This window comes from Serratia sp. NGAS9 (genome assembly GCF_009905295.1).
Taxonomy (GTDB): domain Bacteria; phylum Pseudomonadota; class Gammaproteobacteria; order Enterobacterales; family Enterobacteriaceae; genus Serratia; species Serratia bockelmannii.
This window is the reverse complement of the sequence record NZ_CP047605.1, coordinates 51,680-73,313: the sequence shown is the minus strand read 5'-3', so window position 1 is coordinate 73,313 and position 21,634 is coordinate 51,680. Positions and strand designations below refer to the sequence as shown.

Genomic DNA, 21,634 nt, shown 5'->3' with positions numbered 1-21,634 from the left:
TTCTCTCCTCAGTGTACGGTGGCGTTCTGTGCCGCCGACAGGCGCTCGCAGCACAGTTCGTCCATCATCTTTTGCCCCAGCGCAGTCAGGCGTGGCGCGGCCACCAGAACGTCCGGCTGCACCATGTCACTCAACATCGTGCACGCCATGTCCATGCCATCCTCCGCACCGTACTGACGCACAAAATGCCCTTCCAGACGCAGGGCAATCGTCATCTGCAGCTCGTCCAGCGTGTAACCCAGGCTCACCCGGTAAAAGGCGAAGGTGTCCAGATAGGCTTGCGCCACGGCGCGACGGAAAACGGCGGAACGGACTTCAATCGGTAAACAGGATGAGGTGTTCATGCGGCGGTGGCCTCCATGCGGGCAAGGATTTGGGATTCACAGGTGTTGACGACGTGGCCGAGCTGGTCGGTCAGCAGGGCAATGACCGAGGCAAACGATGCCAGTTGCGTGGCATCGGGGCGCTGCCCGCCCAGGTCGAGGGTGTCCAGCAGGTCGAGGAACAGCACGCCGGTGGCGTGCGCATGCTGAAGACGCAGAAAATCGGCGTGCGGGATAGGGTAATGGGTGTCGCGGTAGTAGCGGTCGGCCAGGGTGTTCATGCTGCCGCCTTAACCGGCAGACGACCGGCAAAGGACAACACGTAATCACGGGCCAGCACGCGGCGGGCATTGCGTTCGCTATCCGCCACGGTGCGCACCATACGGGGCGAAGCCGTCAGCGCAGACCGGCGCACGGCCGCAAACAGAAAGCAGAATGTAGGATGAGTCGGGGTGAGGATCGTAGCCATGGTGGCAGCCTCCAATAAGTATTGGTTATTGCTACCACCGAAGTTCCTACACTTATGGGTGGTAGCCCAGACGGGGGTAGGAATACCGGCCTTATTGGAAACCGGCCAGCCCGAAGGCTGCCCCGCCTGAGCCACCATTGATTGACTGCTGCGATAGCATAACATCCACCGCGCAAAAAATGAGCGCACTAAGGCCACGACATAAAAAAACACGCCTGGCGCGTGTTGTGTCGCCAATAAGTAACACGGGTTCCTACGCCCGGCTGCCGATTTTGCGACAGCGGGAGGACTATAGCGCAGAGCCGGACGTGGGGGCAAGCCGTAAGACGCACCCGGACGTTCAATCGATCGCATTGTGATCAACCACTTCGTCGGCACAGATACGACGCAGCTCAGCCTGCCGGTTCGCCAGGCAAATCACACCGTGTTTTTCGCTGCGGTGCTCAGGCAAGACGATATCCGGGTGTTTGCGCTGCAACAAGATGGCTTCCGCTACAAACCGGGCGTCATTATCGCTCAGGGTAAAACTGTGCCGACCGAGGGTTAACTGCATCACTTGGCGCTCCCCTGATGACGGTTGGCAATACGTTCTTCCATCCACTGTTCGACCTCGGAGGCCAGCCAGGCGACGTTTTTACCGCCAAGGGAGACCTGAGCCGGGAACTGTCGGCGACTCATCATCTCGTACACGGTGGAGCGGGACAGACCGGTGGTGTAGAGCACTTCCGGCAGGCGAATAAAACGTTCGCGCGGGGTGTAACCGCCAGGAAGCACCGGCGACGGGGTGAATGGGGTGGAAGTGGAAACGGTCAACATAAAACGCTACCTCTTTGTGTCCGGCCAACGCTGGCCGGGACTGTGTGAACTTCAGTAGCGCCCTATTATGTGAATATTTACCGGGGTGGCAACAAGGTGTTGTTGTGTGGTGGGACAGCTTTTATGCCTATTTTTCAATCAAATGGGCATATAGGTTAATATTGACCTTTATTGGCAAGCCTTGGCAAACCCAAAGAAATGAACGAGCCATGAATAGCCGTTTATTAATAGGCAGAAACAGGCATACAGGCACAACCCCAGGCTAGCCAGAGAAAAGGGCCTTTTTAGCCGAGTGAACAGCAGTGAACACCGGGTGATGAGTGAGGAAATGACTCATCACAGTTTTATTTATTGATTTAACTAATTTTTTATCCAAGTGAACAGTAGTGAAGAGTTTAAAGAAGAACTAAAACCGCAAAGGTGATTTTGCAGTCAATATCTGAGGCGGCTACAACGAAAGCGCTGGCGGGAAGAAAGGCGGCGCAAGACCCCATCACGGGCCTCGCTATGATGGGATAATCACGCCCGCTTCCATCACGCGCCCCCTATCCTTCCCCCAAAAACAGCCTTTTTCCTGGCTAGCGGGTGTCAAAGAACGCGTGCATGCATAGAGTGCATGATTTTGCATGCAAGAAAATGCATTTTTTATCCCCTGCCACACCAGTAGCAGCGCGGCCTGCGGTCTCTCATGCACCTGCATGAAAAGCGACACATAAAGCGGGCAGGCGAGGCGGGGATAGCATTGCGCGCCAGCGGTGGTGTTTAATATTAATAATTATTGTCTGAGTGCGTTGTAACGGCGCGGGCGTGGTTGATGTTGGTTCGTTAGTGGTTGGTTGTGATCGTGCGCGCGTGGTGCGTCTGAGGTGCGATGGTGGCGAGTATGAAAAAGCCGCCAGCTGGCGGCTTTGATATGAAGGAGCTGAACTATCAGGCAACTTTTAAAACTGGATAAAAAATAGTTTTAAAATCATCAGGAATCGCCTCTCTAAGTTGACCGATAATCGAACTGTTCTTAGGCAACTGCGATGCCAAGTTACTGAGCAGTGCATCAAGCTTTTCACTGCGATCCCATTGGATCTTATAGCTTGAGGAATCAATTTTTTGAGCAATCGATAGTAATTGTTGTCTATCGTTATAGACATATTTCATTTTAATTAAATTGACACCATCATCATGAATATCTGAATAAGTTAAAATGAAATGAACTAGCTCACCTTTCTTATAAGTTTCGATGTGTTGATACTCACGCTCAAAAATAGATGTAACCAACTCATGAGGCTGCACCCCTTTTACCATGCAAAAAGAAATTATTTTATTAATCTCTTTCATGATTTGAGTATAGTTTGTCATTTAATCATCCTCTCAACTTCTGCGAGAACCTTATCTAAATCATTAATCGATTGGAGAAGGGCTTTGTTATCTCGCTTATCAACTGGGCCATAAGCTTTGGCTAGCTTTAGAAAAACATATCTTACTAATATAGCATCATTAGCCTCAGTTGTCTTTAAATATGGCATGTAACGGCTAAAAATCGGATAAAGCTCTGAGCTTTTCTCACCAATACCATTATCAATCAGTAGATTAGATGCCGCATCTTGAGTGCGTGTTTTCAGAATATCCCTCATTAATTTTCTTGCTTGGTGAGGTCTTTTCTCAATTAACTCAGGGTCAATGTATTCAGCAGCTTTCTGAACTTCTTTTTCTGCTAATTTCTGGCGTAACTCTTCTAATGTATCCTCTGGAAGGTCTAGGCCAGACAGTCTAATTTTCTCTATTTGCTGGTTTACTGAATCGCTTATCTCATGGCGTTTTTGTTCGAATAATGCATTGAAATCAATGTCATTTAAGTAAGAGTCTTTATCACTGACATAAACGCTTTCACTTTCTACTCCTGCTAATTCGTTGTCTCTTTCAACATAGTCTCTGTCAGTGAACGTATACTCGCGTACAGTCGCTCTACGAGCTTTTTCTACCTCATTCTGGAAATTTTCCCACATGACATTCAAGCCTATTTCCTCATGAAAAATCACTATTCCATTATTATCAATTTCGAAATGTTTGATTTCAGATTCAGGAATAACTCGTAAAATACGACCGACGACTTGAGCAAAAGCATTAAGGCTTCTATATGGCCTAAATATAGCAAGAACAGTTAAATATTTATGGTCATAGCCTTCCATTAACATATTAACGGAAATGACAACATCACACTGATGATGTTCAACTTTCATTAATGCATCAGCTAATTCATTTTGTTCCATTTCACTATGTACTATTACAGAAGTCATGCCTCTATCTTTATACCAAGTAAGTAAATCTTCAGCATGAGCGATACTACAACCCACAGCTAAAATCTTGTGAGGAACGTTTGGCGAGGCCTCTTTAAGTTCTCTGAGTTTACTAATGCTATGGTCTATAACATCTAAAGAGCACTCTTTAGATAATGCGATACTTTTTTCAATCCATTCTTTATCCTTAAGCATTAATATTTGCTCTTTAGATAATTTTACACCGGGTTGCTCTGGAGTTGAAAAAAATAACTCATGCGCATTTACTGTTTCTTTTCTTAACCATTTTACATATTTATCTCTCATGACCTCAGACAAAGGTGTTTCATGGATTTTTACTCCAGGAATTTCCTGATTATCTCCCCGGTAGGGCGTTCCTGTTACGTGAAGTACTTTCGCATTAGAGAAATAACGGAGCGTATCACGCCAGCTTTGAGCAGGTGCATGATGAGCCTCATCAATAATAATTAAATCAAAGAAATCCGAAGGAACCCTATTGATTAATGCATTATCGCGAGTTGATGAAACCTTTTGTATATTAGAGTAAACAATGTGACTACTTAAAAGGTGTTCGTCTGATAACTCAGCAGAATATTCATTAACAATGGGTATGTCTTTACTGCTAAATACAACATCGAAGTTTACCCAAAAATTATCAGCGAGAACTTCTTGGGTTTTTCTGATGCTATCTTTTGTGATAAGCCCTGGGGTGATAATTAAAACTTTTTTATGTGCAACGCCAAACGGAGCTATTGAGATAAGGCCACTTTTCCCTGTGCCTGTAGGTAGGACAACTAGAGCTTCTTTATTTTCCACATCACTGAAGAAGTCTTTTATTTTTATATAGGCTTCGATCTGCGGAGCTCTAAGCTTGGTATTACCTTCGATATTTACTGCTGTATCAAAAAAATAAGACATTTTAATCACCCTTAATTAGTTAACTAATAATTATTTCCTGGGGTATAGTTGGTCGGCATAAAATTGAAGCATGCGATTCCTGCCGTCAAGATACTGAGCATGGTTATAGATACCACGAATGCTATTCTTATCTACATGCGCTAGCTGCATCTCAATCCATGCAGACTCAAAACCCTGCTCATGCAGGATAGTGGACATCGTATGCCTGAAACCGTGACCAGTTGCTCGTCCCTTATATCCCAACAGTTCTATTACCTGATTCACACTTTCCTTACTTATAGGCTTTCTACGGTTGTTTCGTCCAATGAAAATGTAAGGATAGTGACCGGTGATCGGTTCTAGTTGCTTAAACAACTCAATCACCTGTGTGGAGAGTGGCACCAAATGCGGGCGGCGCATTTTCATGCGCTCGGCGGGAATCTCCCAGATACCCCGCTCAAAATCAATTTCCTCCCATGTAGCAAAGCGCATTTCTTGCGTGCGGACGCCGGTCAGCATAACGATCTTCGCTGCATTCTTCGTGATGATGCTGCCGGTATACCCTTCCAAGTCCTTAACAAAGTAAGGCAGTTCTTCAGCCGAAAGGAACGGATGGTGCTTTTGCTTAGGCACAGCCAGCGCACTGGCGAGATCTGGTGCTGGGTTGTACTCCGCTCTGCCGGTAATAATTGCGTAACGGAAGACCTCTCCGCAGCGCTGGCGTACCTTACGGGTTTTCTCCAATGCCCCACGCTTCTCAATGCGCCGCAGCACTTCCAGCAGCTCTAACGGCTTAATTTCGGCAATGGGGCGTTGACCAATATACGGAAACACATCCTGCTCAAAGGTGCGCATGATTTCTTCTCTGTAAGCCAGAGTCCACCGGTCAGCCTTGTTCGTGTGCCATTCACGGCTAATAGCTTCAAAAGAGTTCTCGACAGAAAGCTTCTGAGCGAGCTTTTGCGCCTTTTTCTCGGCTACTGGATCAATGCCATTCGCAACCTGCTTACGGGCCTCTCCGCGCTTTTCTCGCGCGTCGGCCAGCGTTACCAACGGGTAGGTACCAAAGGACATTAGCTTGGCTTTTCCGGCATAGCGATAGCGAAAACGCCAACCTTTACTCCCATCAGTATTGATAAGAAGAGATAGACCTTGGCCGTCGTTGAGGGTGTAGGGTTTTTCCTGCGGTTTGGAGCGTCGAATTTGTATGTCAGTTAGGAGCATGTGTATAAGTGGATTCTGTGTATAAAAACTCTATACGCATCACTATACACATTTTTCACGGATTCAGGCAGTAGCACACGGACTTATACGGACAGAAACCTCAATCAATCCATTGATTTATTGTGTTTTTATGGATTGATTAGGAACTACCCGGACAAGCTTTGGCGGAAGATCACAGGAGTCGAACCTGCCCAGGACCGCTGGCGGCCCCAACCGGATTTGAAGTCCGGCCGCCCCACCGGGGACGAGGATCTTCCTTGGAGAAGAGAAGAAGCAAGGCGCTGATTATAGCGCAGTTTGTTCGTTGCGCTAAGCGGGAAATGGCGGCCGCCGGCGATTCGGCGGCCGGGGAGCGCTACTTCAGGAAATCCTTCACGTCCAGCAGGATGAACTCGTTGTCATCCGCCATATTGGGCTGGCGGCTGGAGGAGAACGGGAAGTTATTGTCGTTACCGACGATGATGTGGTTGGCGTCCACCACGTCCACGTTCTCGATGGTGAAGAACGGGAAGGTCAGCACGCCGTCGTTCAGCGGCTTGCGCGCCAGCTTGTTCGGATCCTGAATGTTCATCAGGTCGATATAGCCCAGTTTTTCGACCGGTTTGCCGACGTTGGCGTCCGAGAAGGCGATTTTATACACCCGCTTGAACTTGGCCACCTGGCTGAAGCAGTTGTCGGTCGGCGCGCCGGCGGCGCAGGCTTTATCCGGCGTGCCTTCGCCGTTGTCGCGCTCGATCACCAGCCCGTGGGTGGCGTCGATCATGTTGAAGTCGCCGATGGCGTTCTGGTTGTCTTCCAGCACGTACTGCCAGCTGCGGCCGGTCCAGGCCTGCTGTTTGACGTCGAACTCCAGTACCCGCAGGTAGCGTTTACCGCCGACGTTCTCGAACTGCTCGCCGTCCCACAGCGCCCCTTCCAGCAGCGGGTACAGCTTGCTGCCGTCCGGCGAGGCGGCCATGCCTTCAAAGCCTTTGGAGCGCGCCACCTGGAAGTTCTGCTTGCCGTCCGGCGCGCCCGGCAGGGTCAGCGTCGGGTTGTCCGGCGATTTCACCACCTTGCCGTCTACCTGGGTGTCGAACACTGCCAGCACCTTGCCGTTCAGGTCGGCCTTGATCAGGTAAGGCCCGAACTCTTCACCGATCCACAAGGCATCATCGGCAAACTGGAAGCTTTCAGGATCGAAATCACTGCCGGTCAGATAACGTTTCTCGGTGCTTTCGTTGATGATGTGAAACGGCACCTTTTTATCCGGATCGTGCAGGAACACCGTCTTCAGCGGCGCGACCGTGCCGTCTTTGAAATCGATCTTGTAGTGGTTGAGGTACAGCATGGCGTCCGGGGAGTTGGCCTTGCTGCCGAAGCCGTTGTCGGTTAGCACCCAGTAGGTGCCGTCGGGCATGTGTTTGATGCCGGAGTGGCCCTGCAGCGGCTGGCCGTCGATCGGCAGGCCGAGGCCGGTCAGGCGATCGGCGGATTTGCCCGCCACGCTGCCCAGCTCGGTGACGCGTTTGCCGCTGGTGTATTTGCCGCTCTGCTGCAGATCGCTCGGCGCGTCCTTCGGCGTGGAAACGGCGGATTTCACCGGCAGCAGCGCATGCCCGGCCAGCGTCGCTTGCACCGGCTGCGCGTCGGCCCACAGGTTGGCGCTCAGCGCCATGCAGCCGACCAGCAGCGCCAACCGGGTTTTGGTGTTGTGCATGTCATTGTCCCTTTTCGTTGTTATCGCCCAGAAGTAAAAGCAACGTCACTATAGGGAGCGGCAATGACAGAAATATTATTCGGCGAACGCCCGCCGGTAGCTGTGCGGATGGAAGCGCCAGGTGATGGCGATCAGCACCACCACCAGCAGCGCGTGGATCTGCCAGTCCAGCACGAAGCCGCCGCTGTAGTCGCGCAGCAGGCCGGAAAGGTAAGGCGTGACGCCCGCCAGCAGGAAACCGACGCCCTGCATAAAGGCCACCAGCCGCCCGGCCGCCGCCGGCTGGTGCAGGTGATCGAGCGCAAGCACCAGGCACAGCGGGAACGCGCCGCCCAGCCCCAGCCCGGAAAGCAACACCCACAGCCACGGCAGAGTCTGCGGCAGATAAATCAGGCCGATAAAGCCGATCAGTTGCATCATCAGCGCCAGCAACAGCAGCGGCCGCCGGTCATGATTGCGCGCCAGCGCCGGCAACAGCAGCGCGCCCACCACCTGGCCGAAGGTCATCAGCGCCAGCAGCGAACCGCTGGCCTGCGGCTGCCAGCCGAGCTGCATGTAATACGGCGGCAGCCACGCAATCAGGCTGGTATAACCGCCGTTGATCAGGCCGAAATAGGCGCCGAGCAGCCAGGCGCGCCGGTTGCGCAGCAGGCCTGGCCCGCGGTTTTCGCCCGCCGCGCCCAGGCGAGACAGCCCGCGGCTGACCGGCCACCAGGCCAGCAGCGCCACCAGGGCCGGCAACGCCCACCAGGCCAGTGCGCTGTGCCAGTCGTGCCCTACGCTCATCAGCCACGGGGTGATCGCCGCCCCCAACCCGCCGCCGCCCATCAGCGCCGCCGACCACAGCCCGGCCACCAGCGCCATGCTTTTAAGGAAGTGATGCTTGATGATGCCGGGCATCACCGCCTGGATCACCCCGATACCGAGCCCGCCCAGCACCGCGCTCATCAGCAGTTGCACGCTGCCGGGGGCCAGTTCGCGCCAAAGCGCGCCCAGCCCGATCGCCAGCAGGCTCAACGTCACGGCGCTGCGTTCGCTGAACAGCCGATTGATGGTGCCGCCCGCCAGCGCCATCAGCCCCATCATCAGCACCGGCAGCGTGGTCAACAGCGCCGCGCCGCCAAAACTCAGCCCGGTGACCTGGCGCAGCGTCGGCAGCAACGGGCCGATCGAGGTCAACAGCGGCCGCATGTTCAGGCCGATCAACACCAGCGCCAGCAGCAGAGGGTTGAGCCAGCGGCGCGGGGAAGGTGAATTAACAGAATGATTTAACACGGCATATTCCTGGTACTGCGAAATGAAGAGTGCGGCGTCACAGCGCGATCGCCGCAGCGTTGCGTTACTGTAGGCAACGCCGCTAGTATTGGGAAATTAAATAATAAAATAGCCAACAGTGGGAAAATGAATCGCTACCCGATGTTCAATCCGCAGCTGCTGCTCAGCTTCGTCGCCGTGTGCGACAGCAACAGCTTCACCCGCGCCGCAGAGCGGGTGTTTTTGTCGCAGTCCACCGTCAGCCAGCAGGTGCGCCGGCTGGAAGAGATGCTGGGCAAGCCGCTGTTTGAGCGCTCCTCGCATCAGGTGCTGCTGACCGAAGAAGGCGTCAAGCTGTTGAGCTACGCGCGCCGCATTATCGCGCTGAATGAAGAAGCCCACGACGCGCTGACCGGCATCTGGCGCGACGGCGTGCTGCGGATCGGCATGCCGGAGGATTTCGCCGTGCCCACCACCGAGCTGCTGGCCGACTTCAGCCGTGAGCACCCGCACCTGCGGCTGGACGTCGCCAGCGGCCTGAGCGCCGATCTGCACAGCGCCTACGCGCGTGAAGAGCTGGATCTGATCCTGGTGAAACAGCGCCGCCGGCAACCGCCGCGCGCCGCGCGGCCGGAACCGCTGCTGTGGCTGGACAGCCTGGCCTTCCCGGCCATCGAGCAATCGCCGGTGCCGCTGGCGGTGTTTCCGCTCAACGGCCTGTACCGCGACGAGCTGTGCCAGGCGCTCGACAACCTCGGCAAACGCTGGCGCATCGGCTACAGCAGCGCCAGCCTGGCGGCGCTGACCGCCGCTTCGGCCGCCGGGCTGGGCGTCACCCTGCTGCCGGCCGGCTGCCGTCTGCCCGCGCACCGGGTGCTGGGCGGAGCCGAAGGATTGCCGCCGATAGACAGCTTCGAACTGGCGCTCTACTACCGCGACGGCGCCCCTGCCGCCACGCTGGCGCTGGCCCAGCGGCTAACGGTGTTTTGCGGGTTGAAATGAGACCGCTTACGCCACTATCTGCGGATATTCGCGCTGCAGCCAGTCGATAATCCGTACCCACAGCGCTTCTGTCTGCTCAAGGCAAGCTTGTACCGCCGCGTCCGTCACCAAGTCGCCGGAATAATCCGCCACGTTGCGCTGTTTTCGCAATGCATCCAGGCAGATCATTGCCTCGCGCGGCAACCCTACAGTGAGCGGCAACGTTTGGATCATGGTCTGGTGATGACCAGGCCTGCTGGTCAGCGTGCGGTATCCTTTGGCTTGCAAAGCGGCATTCGCCATTTGCATGACCGCTTTATATGCCGTGTCGAAACGGCTCTCATTGCTGAGCTGAGTGATACCCGCATCGCGTCGGTTGCGAGCGGCAGCGGCCAGCAGTTTTTTAATCGCCCCCGCGTCAGGCGTTATCACCTCCAGTCCCAGCCCGACCAGATTGTCCAGCGTCATCCTTGTCTCCCGCAATCCAGAGTTGGGGTTTCTGCATAATGTCCTGAATAAACGCGGAGTTCTCGGCCAAAACCGCTCGCCACTCTTCCGGCGAGTACAGTTTGGGGTTAATTTCCCGACCCAGCGTTGCCTGCAGCGGATAAACCGCCTGAATTACATCCGCAAAAGACAGTTTACCGACGATCAGAACATCGATATCACTGGCCGCCGTCGCTTTGCCACTGGCGACGGAACCAAAGATGAAAGCCCGTTCAATGTCCTCCCCAAATCCTGCCAGCACCTGCCGTAAGCGCGCAGCCGGGCCGCAGGTCTTGCGGAAAATCGCCGCCAGCTCGGGAAAAATCAGGCAATCGGCGTTAGCCTGATAGCAAATTTGGTTGCCCTGCCGCTTCCTGAGCAAGATGCCGCCTTCAGCCAGCCGGCTCAACTCTTTATGTAAAGTCCCGGCCTGAGTTGCGGTGCGCCGCGCAATTTCTCGCACATGAAACGCCTGCCCGGCTTCAATAAACAGCAGGCTTAGCACTTTTCTACGGTATTCGCTGAACAGTAATTCGAGCATCGGATCGTGCATCACGCTGACCTCAATGTAGCTTTAATGACTACAAATGTAGCCATTAAAGCTACGAAAGAGCAAGCCAAGAGCACCATTCCGCCGGCAGACGCCGATCATTACCAAATCGAATAGTCACCAGTGGCAAATGTCGCTGCCAACCGGTCGGTTCCTCTCCTAAATTGGGGGATATTTTCACTCCCTCACCTCTGGATTAAGGAACCGAACGTGGAAAATCCTCAGCAACCGGGCCGCAGAGCCTTCCTCAGCCAAACCGGCAAACTCACCACCGCCTGCGCGGTGATCGGCCTGACCGGCGGCATGGCGCAGGCCGCTTCGCCTGGCGGCGAGCCGTGTGCGCCAACGCCGATGACCCTGACCGATCGTCACTACTGCCTGAGTGAGGTGCGGCTGGAAGACGGCTTTGAATACGACGGCGAAACGGTGATCGGCACCCGCACCGCGCTGTACACCCTGGAGATCAAAGACGGCAAGATCGCCGCCATTCACGCCGCCAACGCCGCGTTGCCGGCCGGCGTGCCCCGCTATAAGGCGCAGGGCCGGCTGCTGCTGCCGGCATTTCGCGATATGCACATCCACCTGGACAAAACCTTCTACAGCGGCCCGTGGCAGGCGCCGCGCCCGCGCCAGGGCAAAACCATCATGGACATGATCGCGCTGGAGCAGACGCTGATCCCGAAACTGCTGCCCACCTCGCAGCAACGGGCGGAAAACCTGATCGCCTTGCTGCAGTCCAAAGGCAGCACCGTGGCGCGCAGCCATTGCAATATCGATCCGGTCAGTGGCCTGAAAAGCCTGGAGCACCTGCAGCGCGCGCTGGAAAACCACCGGGCGGATTTTAGCTGTGAAATCGTCGCCTTCCCGCAGCACGGTCTGTTGCACTCCAAGGTCGACGCGCTGATGCGCGAAGCGATGCAGATGGGCGTGCAGTACGTCGGCGGGCTGGATCCGACCAACGTCGACGGTGCGATGGAGAAATCGCTCGACGCCATGTTCCAGATCGCCCTCGATACCGGCAAAGGCGTGGATATCCACCTGCATGAAACCAGCCCGGCTGGGGTCGCCGCCATTAACTACATGATCGCCACCGTGGAGAAAAACCCGGCGCTGCGCGGCAAGGTCACCATCAGCCACGCTTTCGCCCTGACCACGCTGACGCCGGGCGAACTGGCGGAAACCGCCACCCGGCTGGCGGCGCAGCAGATCGCCATCGCCTCCACGGTGCCGATCGGCGGCCTGATGATGCCGCTGCCGCAGCTCAGTGAGAAAGGGGTGTTCGTGATGACCGGCACCGACAGCGTGATCGACCACTGGTCGCCTTTCGGCACCGGCGACATCCTGGAGAAGGCCAATCTGTACGCCCAGCTGTACCGCGGTTCCGACGAGTATCACCTGTCGCGTGCCATGGCCATCTCCACCGGCGGCGTGCTGCCGCTGGACGATAAGGGGCAACGCGCCTGGCCGAAAGCCGGCGATGCCGCCGAGTTCGTATTGGTCAACGCCAGCTGTTCCGCCGAGGCGGTCGCCCGTCTGCCGGCGCGCAGCGCCACCTTCCATCAGGGGCGCCTGGTCGCCGGTCAGGTAAGCAAAGCCTAAGGTCGGTCCGCTGTTGTCATCATGATGGCCGTTTTTGGCCTTCTGCCAGAGTAAGGCGCGGCGCAAGATGGTCGCTACACACACTGATGGAGGGCCGAAAATGTCACAAAGCGCGTTATTGATCATCGATGTCCAGCAATCATTCCAGCACCGTCCATTCTGGCAGGAGGACGATCTGCCGGCGTTTCAACAGGCGCTGACGCGCCTGATCGCAGGCTGCCAACGACACGGCGCAGCGCTGGTCGACGTGCTGCACGTTTCGCCGCAAGGGCCGTTCTCTCTGGCTTCGGGCCATGTGCAGCGCCTGCCGTTCCTCACCCACCAGGCGGATATCACCGTACACAAGCATGTGCACAATGCGCTGACCGAATCCGGCCTCGACGCCTGGCTGCGCGAGCGGGATATCAACCACCTGATCGTCTCCGGCATCCGCACCGAGCAGTGCTGCGAAACCACCACCCGGGTGGCGTCCGATCTCGGTTATCGGGTGACTTTCGTCACCGAGGCGACGTTAACCTTCCCGATGCGCCATCCCGACGGTGAAATCTTTACCCCCGCGCAGTTGAAGCGGCATACTGAAACCGTACTGGTCGATCGTTTCGCCCGCATCGCCAGCGTGGATGAGGCGCTGGCGCAACTCGCACAGGAGTAATCATGTCGCAGGCCGTCTATTTTCTGCTGTTGCCCAACGTACTGTTGCTGGACGTCAGCGGCCCGGCGGAAACCCTGCGCCTCGCCGGGCAGTTCACCCTGCGTTATCTCAGCCCGGCGCCGCAGGTCGTCTGTTCCATCGGCATGACGCTGAGCGGCCTGCAGCCGTTGCCCGAGCGCCTGGAAGACGGTGCCATCCTGGTGCTGCCGGGCGTCGGCGATTCGCAGCGCTATTTCGCCGGGGAAGAGGCCGAGCAGGCGCGCCGCTGGCTGGCGACGCTGCGGCCCGACCTGCAGCGGCAGCGCATCACCCTGGTGTGCATCTGTTCCGGCGCGCTGCTGGCGGCGCAGGCCGGGCTGCTCGACGGCTATCAGTGCACTACCCACCACGACGTCATCGAACGTATCCGCCGGCAGGCGCCGGCAGCGCAGGTGAAAGAGAACCGTATCTTCGTCGAAGATCGCGGAGTCTACACCAGCGCGGGCATCACCACCGGCATCGATTTGGCGCTGCACCTGGTCCACCGCCACTGCGGTTCCGGCCGGGCGCGCGACGTCGCCCGCGATATGGTGGTCTATTTCCGCCGCGCCGGGGACGATCCGCAGCTGTCGCCCTGGCTGCGCTACCGCAACCACCTGCACCCGGCGGTGCACCGCGCGCAGGACGTGATGGCCGCCGAGCCGGAGGCCGACTGGTCGGTGCCGCAGATAGCGGAGAAGGCGCACGTCAGCAGCCGCCACCTGGCGCGGCTGTTTCGCAGCCACGTCGGCATCAGCGTGCGGGAATATCATGAGCAGCTGCGGCTGGCGGTGGCGCAACAGCGCCTGCAGCAAGGGTATGGCTTGGAGAAGGCCGCGCTGGCGGCCGGTTTTTCTTCCGGGCGGCAGCTGCGCCGCGCCCAGCAGCGCCAGCACTCGCCGCTATGACACCAGCCGGCGGGTATCCAGCCGCTGCAGGCCGACAGACAGCAGCAGGCTGAGCCCCAGCGCCACGCCGAACACCCAGAAGATATCCAGCAGCGGGTGGCCGGTGAAGTCCAGGTGCCGGCTGCGCATCACGTTGACGATCAGGGCGTGAAAACCGTAGATCGCCAGCGAATGGCGGGAGAACGCGCTCAGCCAGCCGATCGGCTGCGGCAAACAGTGTTTCACCCACACCAGCAGCGCCACCGCCGCCATAAATACCAGCGGGCCGCTGTAGATGTAGTAGGTATCGGCGAAGTTGCCGTTGATGAACAATTGGTGTTTGGTGCCGCGAGCGATCAGCGCCACGCACAGCGCAAATCCCAATGCCGCCAGCCAGCCCACGGCGCGCCCGCGCGCCTCCATCATGCCAATCGCCCGCCCGGCCAGCGCATACAGCAGGTAGTAGAAGGTATCGCCGTAGATATACAGGTTAACCGGCAGCAGGTGCGCGTTGCCGAAGGTCAGCTTGTCGGTATTCGGGTTGGCGATCACCGCCAACACCACCAGCGCGGCGGCCAGGGCGTAGCGCGACACCGGTTTGACGCTGATCAGCGGCGACAGCAGGTAAATCACCGCGATGGCGTAGAAAAACCACAGATGATAGAACACCGGCTTTTGCAACATGCCGCGCAGCGATGGCCAGAAACCGATCTTGGTAAAGGCCGCGATATAGATCAGCGCGATGGCGCTGTAGAACAGAATGCAGCAGATGATGCGGGTGAAATGCCGGCGGCCGGCGCTCTTTTCGCCGAAGAACAGGTAGCCGGAAATCATAAAGAACAGCGGCACCGATACGCGCGACAGCGAGTTCAGCACGTTGGCGATATCCCAGTTGTGCAGCCCTATCGCCGCGCCGTTGGTGACGTAATAGGTGGTGGCGTGGATCATCACCACCATCATGCACGCCATCGCCCGCAGGTTGTCTATCCAGCCGATTTTCTCGCTCAAACGCTCGCCCGATCTTGTGTCATATTGATATGTTAAGAAGAGGTTATCGGGCACGGCGTTCGGCGACAACCCAAAAGCGAAATATCAGAATGCACTTAAACAACACCTTATGATTGCGAAGGTGAACAATTGGCGGCAAAATAGCCGCCATAACTCGCTCAGTTTGCGCTTCCCGCCCTGGCAGTTCCTTTTTCTCTTTTACTATCAGTACAATAATATGAAAACGACATTACCACCTGCGGCACGTTTGGGCCGGCAGGCGCTTTTATTCCCTCTTTGTCTGGTGCTGTTCGAGTTCGCCACCTATATCGGCAACGATATGATTCAGCCGGGCATGCTGGCCGTCGTGGCGGATTTCAACGCCGGCGAAGAGTGGGTACCGACCTCGATGACCGCCTATCTGGCCGGCGGCATCTTCCTGCAGTGGCTGCTCGGGCCGCTGTCGGATCGCCGCGGCCGTCGCCCAGTGATGCTGGCCGGGGTGGCGTTCTTTATCGTCTCCTGCCTGGCGATCCTGCTGGTCACCACCATCGAGCAGTTCATCGCCATGCGTTTCCTGCAGGGCATCGGCCTGTGCTTTATCGGCGCGGTCGGCTACGCCACCATCCAGGAGTCGTTTGAAGAATCGGTGTGCATCAAAATCACCGCCCTGATGGCCAACGTGGCGCTGATCGCCCCGCTGCTCGGGCCGCTGGCCGGCGCGGCGCTGATCCACGTCGCGCCGTGGCAGAGCATGTTCGTGCTGTTTGCGGCGCTGGCGGCCATCGCCTTCTACGGCCTGTGGAAAGCCATGCCGGAAACCGCCACGCTGCAGGGCGAGGCGTTTTCCGCCGCCAACCTGTGGCGCGACTACCGCCAGGTGCTGGGCAACCGCCGCTTCCTGTGCGGCGCGCTGGCGATCGGTTTCGCCAGCCTGCCGCTGCTGGCCTGGATCGCCCAGTCACCGGTGATCCTGATCAGCGGTGAGTCGCTGTCGACGCTGGACTACGGCCTGCTGCAAATCCCGGTGTTCGGCGCGCTGATCCTCGGCAACCTGACGCTGGCGCGCCTGACCGGCAAAAACAGCGTGGAGCGCCTGATCAAGCTGGGCGCGGGCCCGATGCTGCTGGGGCTGCTGATCGCCGCGCTGGCAACCCAGTTCTCCAGCCACGCCTACCTGTGGATGACCGCCGGCCTGAGCCTGTACGCTTTCGGCATCGGCCTCGCCAACGCCGGGCTGTACCGCCTGACGCTGTTCTCCAGCAATGTCAGCAAAGGCACGGTGTCGGCCACTATGGGCATGCTGAGCATGATGGTATTCACCGTCGGCATCGAGCTGGCCAAGGTCGCCTACGTCTGGGGCGGCAGCGGGCTGTTCAACCTGTTCAACCTCATCAGCGGCCTGTGCTGGCTGACGCTGGTGGCGCTGTTCCTCGGCAAACGCCGCAACGGCGACCCCACACCGCAGCCGACCGGCGCGGTGTAAACGCGACGATAAAACGCCGGTCCGGTTTCCCGACCGGCGTTTTTTTATGCGGCCTCAGCCGAGCAGCCCCCACAGCGCATACCCCGCTCCCACTACCGCCACCCCCAACAGCAGCAACGCCGACAGGACAGAGATCGCCCGCCGCGCGCGCTGCAGCGCCTTTCCCGACAGCAGGGTGATATAGGCCAGCAAGATGGCGAAATCCGCCAGCACCCACAGCGCGGTCAGCAGCGTCAGGCTGGCGCCGATCGAGGGAGTGACGGCGATGAACTGCGGGAAAAAGGCGACGAAGAAGATGATGTCCTTGGGGTTAGCGATGCCTACCAGAAAACCGTTTGCCATCGCCGAGCGTTTTTGCGATGGTGCAACGGGCTGCGCATCGGGGGTTCGTGCGGATAAATCCTCATACAGCGAGGCGATCGCCATGCGGCCGATAAACAGGCAGCCCAGCAGGCCTATCCACTGCAGCAAGCGCATATCCACCGCGAACAGCCCGGTGACAACCAGCGCGGCAATACCGATCAGCAACAAAGAGGCCCCATTGCTGCCCAGCGCGGTCAACAGCGCGCACCGGGCGCCAAAGCGCGCCGCGGTGTTGGCGACCATCATCACCACCGGCCCTGGCGTGGCGATCAGCAAGAAAATGGCGGCGAAATACGCCGCCAGCAACGACAGGTTCATCTTTATTTCACTCACATTCAGGCGGTTGGCGTCGGATCATTATGGTGCCGTAGCCCCCGCCTTGAAAAAGGAGTAATCCTGTCGTTTACTGTGAGCCAGACTCATTCTTAGAGACGCCGCGATGGCCAGTTCCCTTCCGCCGCTTTACGCCCTGCGCGCTTTCGAGAGCGCCGCCCGCACCGGCTCGTTCACGCTGGCCGCCGACGAGCTGCATCTCACCCCCAGCGCCGTCAGCAAGCACATCAAAACGTTGGAGCAGCACTTCGGCTGTCGGCTGTTCCAGCGCAACGGCCCACGCATCGAGGTCACCCCGCAGGGAAAAATCTTCGCCGCCGAGCTGCAGCAAGGGTTTGGCCGCATCGAACAAGCCTGCGAGCTGTTCAGAAGCCACCGCGATCTGCTGCGGATGAAGGCGCCCTCCACCCTGACCCTACGCTGGCTGCTGGACTGCCTGAGCCGATTCCGGCAAACGGCGCAGGCGTTCGAGGTGCAGGCAGCCAGCGTGTGGATGGACATCGACAGCGTGGATTTTTTCAGCGAACCCTACGACTGCGCCATCCTGCTCGGCAACGGACATTTCGGCGCCAATACCGCCGCCGCCAAGCTGTTCGACGAATGGCTGATCCCAATTTGCGCCCCCGCGCTGCTCGCCGACGCGCAGCGCGATCTCGCCACCTGCCCGCTGATCCATCCTTCGCCCGATCGGCGCGACTGGCGACGCTGGCTGCAAAAAAGCGGCATCGCAGCCCCGATCGATCTCACACGCGGCCAGGTATTTGATTCACTGGAACAGGGCAACGCGGCGGCCATCGCCGGGCACGGCGTCTCGATCGGCGATCTGGCGCTGAGCCTGCGGACGATGGAGGAGGGGTTATTGGCGCTGCCTTGTGACGCCGCCGTGCGTACCGGCGACGGTTACTATCTGGTTTGGCCGGAAGAATCGGCAAAACGGCCGCTGATCGAACGTTTACAGGCGTTTCTCACCGCCCAAACGCCCGACGTCAGCCGGGCCGCCGTCAGGTTTATCGGGTAGGGGACTCGCTACCGAACAGCCCGCCGTCGCGCAGCAGATGCTCGTTGCCCTTGCGGCGGGTAAAGCCGCTGCGATCGAAGAACTCCAGCACCTGGATCGCCAGCTTGCGCCCGACGCCGAGCCGATCGCGGAAATCGGCGGCGTTGGCGCCCCCGCGCTCCGCATCCAGCTCGCGGATCAGCGCCGCGAACTGATCGATGCGCCGGCTGAGGTAGTAGCGATCCACCACCACCGCCGTCACATGGCCCAGTTGAGCCGCCTTGCGCAGCAGCGCCCGTACCCGGCTCTCTTCCTCGCCCAGTTCGCTCGCCAGATCGCGCACCCACCACGGCTCGTCGCCGAACAGCGGTTCGATGCGCGCCCACAGCGGCGCCTCGTCGGCGCTGAACGCCAGGCCGTGTTCCGGCAAGTGCAGCCAGCCGCGCGTATTGCGCAGCGCGCCGGCCTTCAGCAGCCGATCGATCATCATAAACACCAGCGCTTCCGGCTGCTGAGGCAGCGCCATGCGCCGCAGGCGGGCGCGTCCTAAGCCCAGCTGATCGGCGTGCTGTTGGTGATACTCCGCCAGCACCTGCAGCAGGCGGCTTTCCGCCTGCTGCACCTGATCCTGCGCCAGCGCTCGGTCACCGACGATCAGCAGATCGCGGTTCGCCAGCAGTGCCGCCAGGCCGTCGTCGGTCAACTGACGCGCCCAGGCGAACGCCGCCAGAGACAGCGCGCCCTGCGGCAACTCAAGCGCCAGCGCCCGCACGTCGTCTTGCGCCTGCGCCAAGGCCTGCAGCCATGCCAGATAGTCCGGCTGACGCTTGCCGCGCTTGGGCGCATTCAGCCTGAGCACCCGGGCCGCGCCCAGCGTTTGCCGCGCGCCGATATCTCGCAGCACCAGCCGATCGTTTTCCGCCAGCCACAGCGGGCGATCGAGGATCAGTTCCGCCAGTCCGTCGTTCAGCAGCGAAATGCGCCCGGTGATGTGGCTGGCGGCATGGTGCAGATGCAGCGGCTGCCAATGGCGGATCGGCCGATCCGTCTCCAGCGCCACCAGAATGCGTTCCGCCGCTTCGGGCGGACGCTGCGCCAGCAGCCAATCACCGCGCGCGATCCGCTCTTTATCGACATCGCCGCTGATGTTAAGCGCGATGCGTTGCCCGGCCTGCGCCTGTTCCACGGTTTGATTCTGGGCATGCAGGCCGCGCACCCGCACCGGCGCGTCGGCGCCGGTCAGCCACAGCGTATCCCCCACCTTCACCCGGCCGCCGAGCGCGGTGCCGGTCACCACCAGCCCCGCCCCTTTGACGCTGAACGCACGGTCTACCGCCAGGCGAAAACGGCGCGTCAGCGCGTGCTCGCCGGGCGACAGCGCCAGCAAATGCGCGCGCAGCGCCTCGATGCCCTCTCCCGCCGCCGCCGCGGTGACAAACAGCGGCGCATCGGGCCAGCCCTGGCGCGCCAGCTCATCACGCACCTGACTGCGCACCTCGTCGACACGCGCCGCCTCCACCCGGTCGGCCTTGGTCAGCGCCACCGTCAGCGCCGGGCGCCCGCTTAGGCGCAGGATCGCCAAATGCTCGCGGGTCTGCGCCATCACGCCATCATCGCAGGCCACCACCAGTAGCGCATGGTCAATGCCGCCGACGCCCGCCAGCATATTGGCGAGGAATTTCTCGTGGCCGGGCACGTCGATAAAGCCCAGCACCCGGCCGTCCGGTTGCGGCCAGTAGGCGTAGCCCAGATCGATGGTCATGCCGCGGCGCTTCTCTTCCGGCAGGCGATCCGCATTGATCCCCGAGATCGCCTGCAGCAGGGTGGTTTTGCCATGATCGACATGGCCGGCGGTGGCGATGATCATGATGCGCTCAACGCGTCGATCAGCGCCCCTTCCTGTTCCAGACAGCGCAGATCCAGCCACAGCCGGCCGTCGCCGAGGCGGCCGATCACCGGCTGCGGCAGGCGGCGCCAGCGCTCAGCCAACGCTTCCAGCGTGGCGCCGCGGCCGTCGCGCGGCGTGAAGGTCAGCGCATAGCTGGGCAGGCGATCCACCGGCAGCGAACCGCTGCCAATCTGCGACCAGCACGGTTCGGCGCGCAAGTCGAAATCGGCGGTGAACCGTGGTCTCAGCGCCGCCAGCAGCCGCTCGGCCGCCTGTTGCATCTCCTGCTGCGGGCGGATCAGCAGCCGCAGCGTCGGCAGCTGCTCTGCCAGTTTTTCCGGTTGCAGATAGAGCCGCAGCGTGGCCTCCAGGGCCGCCAGCGTCAGCTTGCCGACGCGCAGCGCGCGCTTGAGCGGGTGCTGCTGCAGGCGCGCGATCAGCGCCTTTTTGCCGACGATGATGCCGGCCTGCGGGCCACCCAGCAGCTTATCGCCGGAGAACGTCACCAGATCGACGCCGGCGGCCAGCAGCCGCTGCGGCATCGGTTCGGCGGGCAGGCCGTACTGCGCCATATCGATCAGTGAGCCGCTGCCCAGATCGGTGGCGGTCGGCACGCCCTGTTCGGCCCCGAGCTGCGCCAGTTCAGCCTCGTCGACCGCCGCGGTAAAGCCCTGAATGCTGTAGTTGCTGGTGTGCACTTTCATCAACAGGCCAGTCTGCTCGCTGATGGCCTGGCGGTAATCTTTCAGATGGGTGCGGTTGGTGGTGCCGACTTCCACCAATTGGCAGCCGGCCTGACGCATCACGTCGGGAATGCGAAACGCGCCACCGATTTCCACCAGCTCGCCGCGCGACACCACTACCTCTTTGCCGGGGGCGATCGCCGCCAACATCAGCAATACCGCCGCCGCGTTGTTATTGACGATGCAGGCGTCTTCCGCGCCCGTCAGCCGGCACAGCAGACTCGCCACCGCCCGATCGCGATGACCGCGCCCGGCGCCGTCCAGATCGTACTCCAGCGTCACCGCCTCTCCCATCACCGCGCTGACCGCGTCCTTCACCGGCTGCGCCAGCAGGGCGCGCCCGAGGTTGGTGTGCAGCACGGTGCCGCTGAGGTTGAACACCGGCAGCAAAGCCGGGCGTTGCTGCCGGGCCAGCTCCGCCCGCAGCGCCTGCGGCCAGTCGCCGCACCAGGCCGGTAAACGTTGCTGTTGCTTGATAGCGTCGCGCGCCTGGGCCTGCAGCCGGCGCAACAGTTCGCCGATCAGCGTCTGGCCATGCTGAGCCACCAGCGGTTCAATCGCGGGTTCACGCAGCAGACGGTCGATGGCGGGCAGTTGGCTGTAAAGAAGGTGGGATTCAGTGCTCATGGTCGCTCGGTTTTCAATTTAGACGTATCGGCATAGCAAAACCCCGCCGCGGCGGGGAGAAAAG

At 59.2% G+C, this 21,634-nt stretch carries 22 protein-coding genes and 1 tRNA gene; 6 read left to right on the top strand and 17 right to left on the bottom strand.

Annotated elements, in window-relative coordinates:
- Positions 1–8: 8 nt before the first annotated feature.
- The 11 genes from GUC32_RS00345 to GUC32_RS00295 all read right to left on the bottom strand — a co-directional run bounded on the left by GUC32_RS00345 (position 9) and on the right by GUC32_RS00295 (position 8,910).
- Positions 9–344, bottom strand: a complete 336-nt coding sequence (locus GUC32_RS00345; protein WP_237651434.1) for a DUF5375 family protein — start codon at positions 342–344, stop codon at positions 9–11.
- Entirely contained in the window at positions 341–604 is a 264-nt protein-coding gene (locus GUC32_RS00340; RefSeq protein ID WP_101452799.1) for a hypothetical protein, read from the bottom strand. Before GUC32_RS00340 ends, GUC32_RS00345 begins: the two co-directional genes overlap by 4 nt.
- On the bottom strand, positions 601–1,146 hold the full coding sequence (locus GUC32_RS00335; RefSeq protein ID WP_101452798.1) for a host cell division inhibitor Icd-like protein: 546 nt from the start codon (positions 1,144–1,146) through the stop codon (positions 601–603). Before GUC32_RS00335 ends, GUC32_RS00340 begins: the two co-directional genes overlap by 4 nt.
- Complete coding sequence (locus tag GUC32_RS00330) at positions 1,133–1,345, bottom strand: hypothetical protein (protein WP_225528312.1); 213 nt, start codon at positions 1,343–1,345, stop codon at positions 1,133–1,135. Before GUC32_RS00330 ends, GUC32_RS00335 begins: the two co-directional genes overlap by 14 nt.
- Positions 1,345–1,608 carry an AlpA family transcriptional regulator gene (locus tag GUC32_RS00325; protein ID WP_241168028.1) on the bottom strand — a complete coding sequence of 88 codons (264 nt, stop codon included), beginning with the start codon at positions 1,606–1,608 and terminating at the stop codon, positions 1,345–1,347. Before GUC32_RS00325 ends, GUC32_RS00330 begins: the two co-directional genes overlap by 1 nt.
- Before the next feature lie 930 nt (positions 1,609–2,538).
- Positions 2,539–2,961, bottom strand: a complete 423-nt coding sequence (locus GUC32_RS00320) for a hypothetical protein (RefSeq protein WP_130054968.1) — start codon at positions 2,959–2,961, stop codon at positions 2,539–2,541.
- Complete coding sequence (locus tag GUC32_RS00315; RefSeq protein ID WP_237651432.1) at positions 2,958–4,817, bottom strand: DEAD/DEAH box helicase; 1,860 nt, start codon at positions 4,815–4,817, stop codon at positions 2,958–2,960. The genes GUC32_RS00320 and GUC32_RS00315 overlap by 4 nt, the downstream gene beginning before the upstream one ends.
- Positions 4,818–4,847: 30 nt before the next feature.
- Entirely contained in the window at positions 4,848–6,020 is a 1,173-nt protein-coding gene (locus GUC32_RS00310) for an integrase arm-type DNA-binding domain-containing protein (RefSeq protein WP_237651431.1), read from the bottom strand.
- 162 nt (positions 6,021–6,182) lie between these two features.
- A tRNA-Sec gene (locus GUC32_RS00305) sits at positions 6,183–6,277 on the bottom strand.
- A gap of 98 nt (positions 6,278–6,375) precedes the next feature.
- A complete protein-coding gene (locus GUC32_RS00300; protein ID WP_025304806.1) occupies positions 6,376–7,719 on the bottom strand; it encodes an esterase-like activity of phytase family protein in 1,344 nt (447 codons plus the stop codon).
- A gap of 75 nt (positions 7,720–7,794) precedes the next feature.
- A complete protein-coding gene (locus GUC32_RS00295; protein ID WP_342590425.1) occupies positions 7,795–8,910 on the bottom strand; it encodes a cyanate transporter in 1,116 nt (371 codons plus the stop codon).
- Between the two features lie 210 nt (positions 8,911–9,120).
- On the opposite strand from GUC32_RS00295, the gene GUC32_RS00290 reads away from it, so the two are divergent.
- On the top strand, positions 9,121–9,975 hold the full coding sequence (locus GUC32_RS00290) for a LysR family transcriptional regulator (RefSeq protein WP_149570660.1): 855 nt from the start codon (positions 9,121–9,123) through the stop codon (positions 9,973–9,975).
- A 6-nt stretch (positions 9,976–9,981) separates the two neighbouring features.
- Here GUC32_RS00290 and GUC32_RS00285 read toward each other — a convergent pair whose 3' ends face one another.
- Together GUC32_RS00285 and GUC32_RS00280 are read right to left on the bottom strand one after the other, a co-directional pair.
- Complete coding sequence (locus GUC32_RS00285) at positions 9,982–10,422, bottom strand: DNA-binding protein (RefSeq protein WP_149570661.1); 441 nt, start codon at positions 10,420–10,422, stop codon at positions 9,982–9,984.
- Positions 10,373–10,993: a nucleotidyltransferase domain-containing protein gene (locus GUC32_RS00280; RefSeq protein ID WP_149570662.1), complete on the bottom strand. Its 621-nt coding sequence runs from the start codon at positions 10,991–10,993 to the stop codon at positions 10,373–10,375. The genes GUC32_RS00285 and GUC32_RS00280 overlap by 50 nt, the downstream gene beginning before the upstream one ends.
- Before the next feature lie 207 nt (positions 10,994–11,200).
- Between GUC32_RS00280 and GUC32_RS00275 the strand changes: the two genes are divergently transcribed.
- The 3 genes from GUC32_RS00275 to GUC32_RS00265 all read left to right on the top strand — a co-directional run bounded on the left by GUC32_RS00275 (position 11,201) and on the right by GUC32_RS00265 (position 14,167).
- A complete protein-coding gene (locus GUC32_RS00275; RefSeq protein WP_049209015.1) occupies positions 11,201–12,589 on the top strand; it encodes an amidohydrolase family protein in 1,389 nt (462 codons plus the stop codon).
- Between the two features lie 100 nt (positions 12,590–12,689).
- Positions 12,690–13,241 (top strand): isochorismatase family protein, encoded by a 552-nt coding sequence (locus GUC32_RS00270; protein ID WP_369435482.1) that lies wholly within the window; start codon positions 12,690–12,692, stop codon positions 13,239–13,241.
- Positions 13,242–13,243: 2 nt separating this feature from the next.
- Positions 13,244–14,167, top strand: coding sequence for a GlxA family transcriptional regulator (locus GUC32_RS00265; RefSeq protein ID WP_197837350.1), 924 nt, complete (start codon positions 13,244–13,246; stop codon positions 14,165–14,167).
- Here GUC32_RS00265 and GUC32_RS00260 read toward each other — a convergent pair.
- Positions 14,162–15,154: an acyltransferase gene (locus GUC32_RS00260; RefSeq protein ID WP_141996941.1), complete on the bottom strand. Its 993-nt coding sequence runs from the start codon at positions 15,152–15,154 to the stop codon at positions 14,162–14,164. The two genes, GUC32_RS00265 and GUC32_RS00260, sit on opposite strands and share 6 nt — an antisense overlap.
- Positions 15,155–15,371: 217 nt before the next feature.
- Here GUC32_RS00260 and GUC32_RS00255 point away from each other — a divergent pair, with 217 nt between their 5' ends.
- A complete protein-coding gene (locus GUC32_RS00255) occupies positions 15,372–16,619 on the top strand; it encodes an MFS transporter (protein WP_049204735.1) in 1,248 nt (415 codons plus the stop codon).
- A 54-nt stretch (positions 16,620–16,673) separates the two neighbouring features.
- Here GUC32_RS00255 and GUC32_RS00250 read toward each other — a convergent pair whose 3' ends face one another.
- Positions 16,674–17,300: a LysE family translocator gene (locus GUC32_RS00250; RefSeq protein ID WP_192974160.1), complete on the bottom strand. Its 627-nt coding sequence runs from the start codon at positions 17,298–17,300 to the stop codon at positions 16,674–16,676.
- A gap of 121 nt (positions 17,301–17,421) precedes the next feature.
- On the opposite strand from GUC32_RS00250, the gene GUC32_RS00245 reads away from it, so the two are divergent.
- Positions 17,422–18,333 carry a LysR family transcriptional regulator gene (locus GUC32_RS00245; protein WP_049209019.1) on the top strand — a complete coding sequence of 304 codons (912 nt, stop codon included), beginning with the start codon at positions 17,422–17,424 and terminating at the stop codon, positions 18,331–18,333.
- Here the strand turns inward: GUC32_RS00245 and selB are convergent.
- Together selB and selA are read right to left on the bottom strand one after the other, a co-directional pair.
- Positions 18,323–20,179, bottom strand: coding sequence for a selenocysteine-specific translation elongation factor (gene selB / locus GUC32_RS00240; protein ID WP_197759519.1), 1,857 nt, complete (start codon positions 20,177–20,179; stop codon positions 18,323–18,325). The two genes, GUC32_RS00245 and selB, sit on opposite strands and share 11 nt — an antisense overlap.
- Complete coding sequence (selA, locus tag GUC32_RS00235) at positions 20,176–21,570, bottom strand: L-seryl-tRNA(Sec) selenium transferase (RefSeq protein WP_049204691.1); 1,395 nt, start codon at positions 21,568–21,570, stop codon at positions 20,176–20,178. The genes selB and selA overlap by 4 nt, the downstream gene beginning before the upstream one ends.
- Between the last annotated feature and the right edge of the window lie 64 nt (positions 21,571–21,634).

What these genes read in the sequence shown, in the direction of transcription:
- GUC32_RS00345 (WP_237651434.1), bottom strand. Translation starts at nt 344, where the DNA reads ATGAACACCTCATCCTGTTTACCGATTGAAGTCCGTTCCGCCGTTTTC.
- GUC32_RS00340 (WP_101452799.1), bottom strand. Translation starts at nt 604, where the DNA reads ATGAACACCCTGGCCGACCGCTACTACCGCGACACCCATTACCCTATC.
- GUC32_RS00335 (WP_101452798.1), bottom strand. Translation starts at nt 1,146, where the DNA reads ATGCGATCGATTGAACGTCCGGGTGCGTCTTACGGCTTGCCCCCACGT.
- GUC32_RS00330 (WP_225528312.1), bottom strand. Translation starts at nt 1,345, where the DNA reads ATGCAGTTAACCCTCGGTCGGCACAGTTTTACCCTGAGCGATAATGAC.
- GUC32_RS00325 (WP_241168028.1), bottom strand. Translation starts at nt 1,608, where the DNA reads ATGTTGACCGTTTCCACTTCCACCCCATTCACCCCGTCGCCGGTGCTT.
- GUC32_RS00320 (WP_130054968.1), bottom strand. Translation starts at nt 2,961, where the DNA reads ATGACAAACTATACTCAAATCATGAAAGAGATTAATAAAATAATTTCT.
- GUC32_RS00315 (WP_237651432.1), bottom strand. Translation starts at nt 4,817, where the DNA reads ATGTCTTATTTTTTTGATACAGCAGTAAATATCGAAGGTAATACCAAG.
- GUC32_RS00310 (WP_237651431.1), bottom strand. Translation starts at nt 6,020, where the DNA reads ATGCTCCTAACTGACATACAAATTCGACGCTCCAAACCGCAGGAAAAA.
- GUC32_RS00300 (WP_025304806.1), bottom strand. Translation starts at nt 7,719, where the DNA reads ATGCACAACACCAAAACCCGGTTGGCGCTGCTGGTCGGCTGCATGGCG.
- GUC32_RS00295 (WP_342590425.1), bottom strand. Translation starts at nt 8,910, where the DNA reads ATGCGGCCGCTGTTGACCTCGATCGGCCCGTTGCTGCCGACGCTGCGC.
- GUC32_RS00290 (WP_149570660.1), top strand. Translation starts at nt 9,121, where the DNA reads ATGAATCGCTACCCGATGTTCAATCCGCAGCTGCTGCTCAGCTTCGTC.
- GUC32_RS00285 (WP_149570661.1), bottom strand. Translation starts at nt 10,422, where the DNA reads ATGACGCTGGACAATCTGGTCGGGCTGGGACTGGAGGTGATAACGCCT.
- GUC32_RS00280 (WP_149570662.1), bottom strand. Translation starts at nt 10,993, where the DNA reads ATGCACGATCCGATGCTCGAATTACTGTTCAGCGAATACCGTAGAAAA.
- GUC32_RS00270 (WP_369435482.1), top strand. Translation starts at nt 12,690, where the DNA reads ATGTCACAAAGCGCGTTATTGATCATCGATGTCCAGCAATCATTCCAG.
- GUC32_RS00265 (WP_197837350.1), top strand. Translation starts at nt 13,244, where the DNA reads ATGTCGCAGGCCGTCTATTTTCTGCTGTTGCCCAACGTACTGTTGCTG.
- GUC32_RS00255 (WP_049204735.1), top strand. Translation starts at nt 15,372, where the DNA reads ATGAAAACGACATTACCACCTGCGGCACGTTTGGGCCGGCAGGCGCTT.
- GUC32_RS00250 (WP_192974160.1), bottom strand. Translation starts at nt 17,300, where the DNA reads ATGAACCTGTCGTTGCTGGCGGCGTATTTCGCCGCCATTTTCTTGCTG.
- GUC32_RS00245 (WP_049209019.1), top strand. Translation starts at nt 17,422, where the DNA reads ATGGCCAGTTCCCTTCCGCCGCTTTACGCCCTGCGCGCTTTCGAGAGC.
- selB (WP_197759519.1), bottom strand. Translation starts at nt 20,179, where the DNA reads ATGATCATCGCCACCGCCGGCCATGTCGATCATGGCAAAACCACCCTG.
- selA (WP_049204691.1), bottom strand. Translation starts at nt 21,570, where the DNA reads ATGAGCACTGAATCCCACCTTCTTTACAGCCAACTGCCCGCCATCGAC.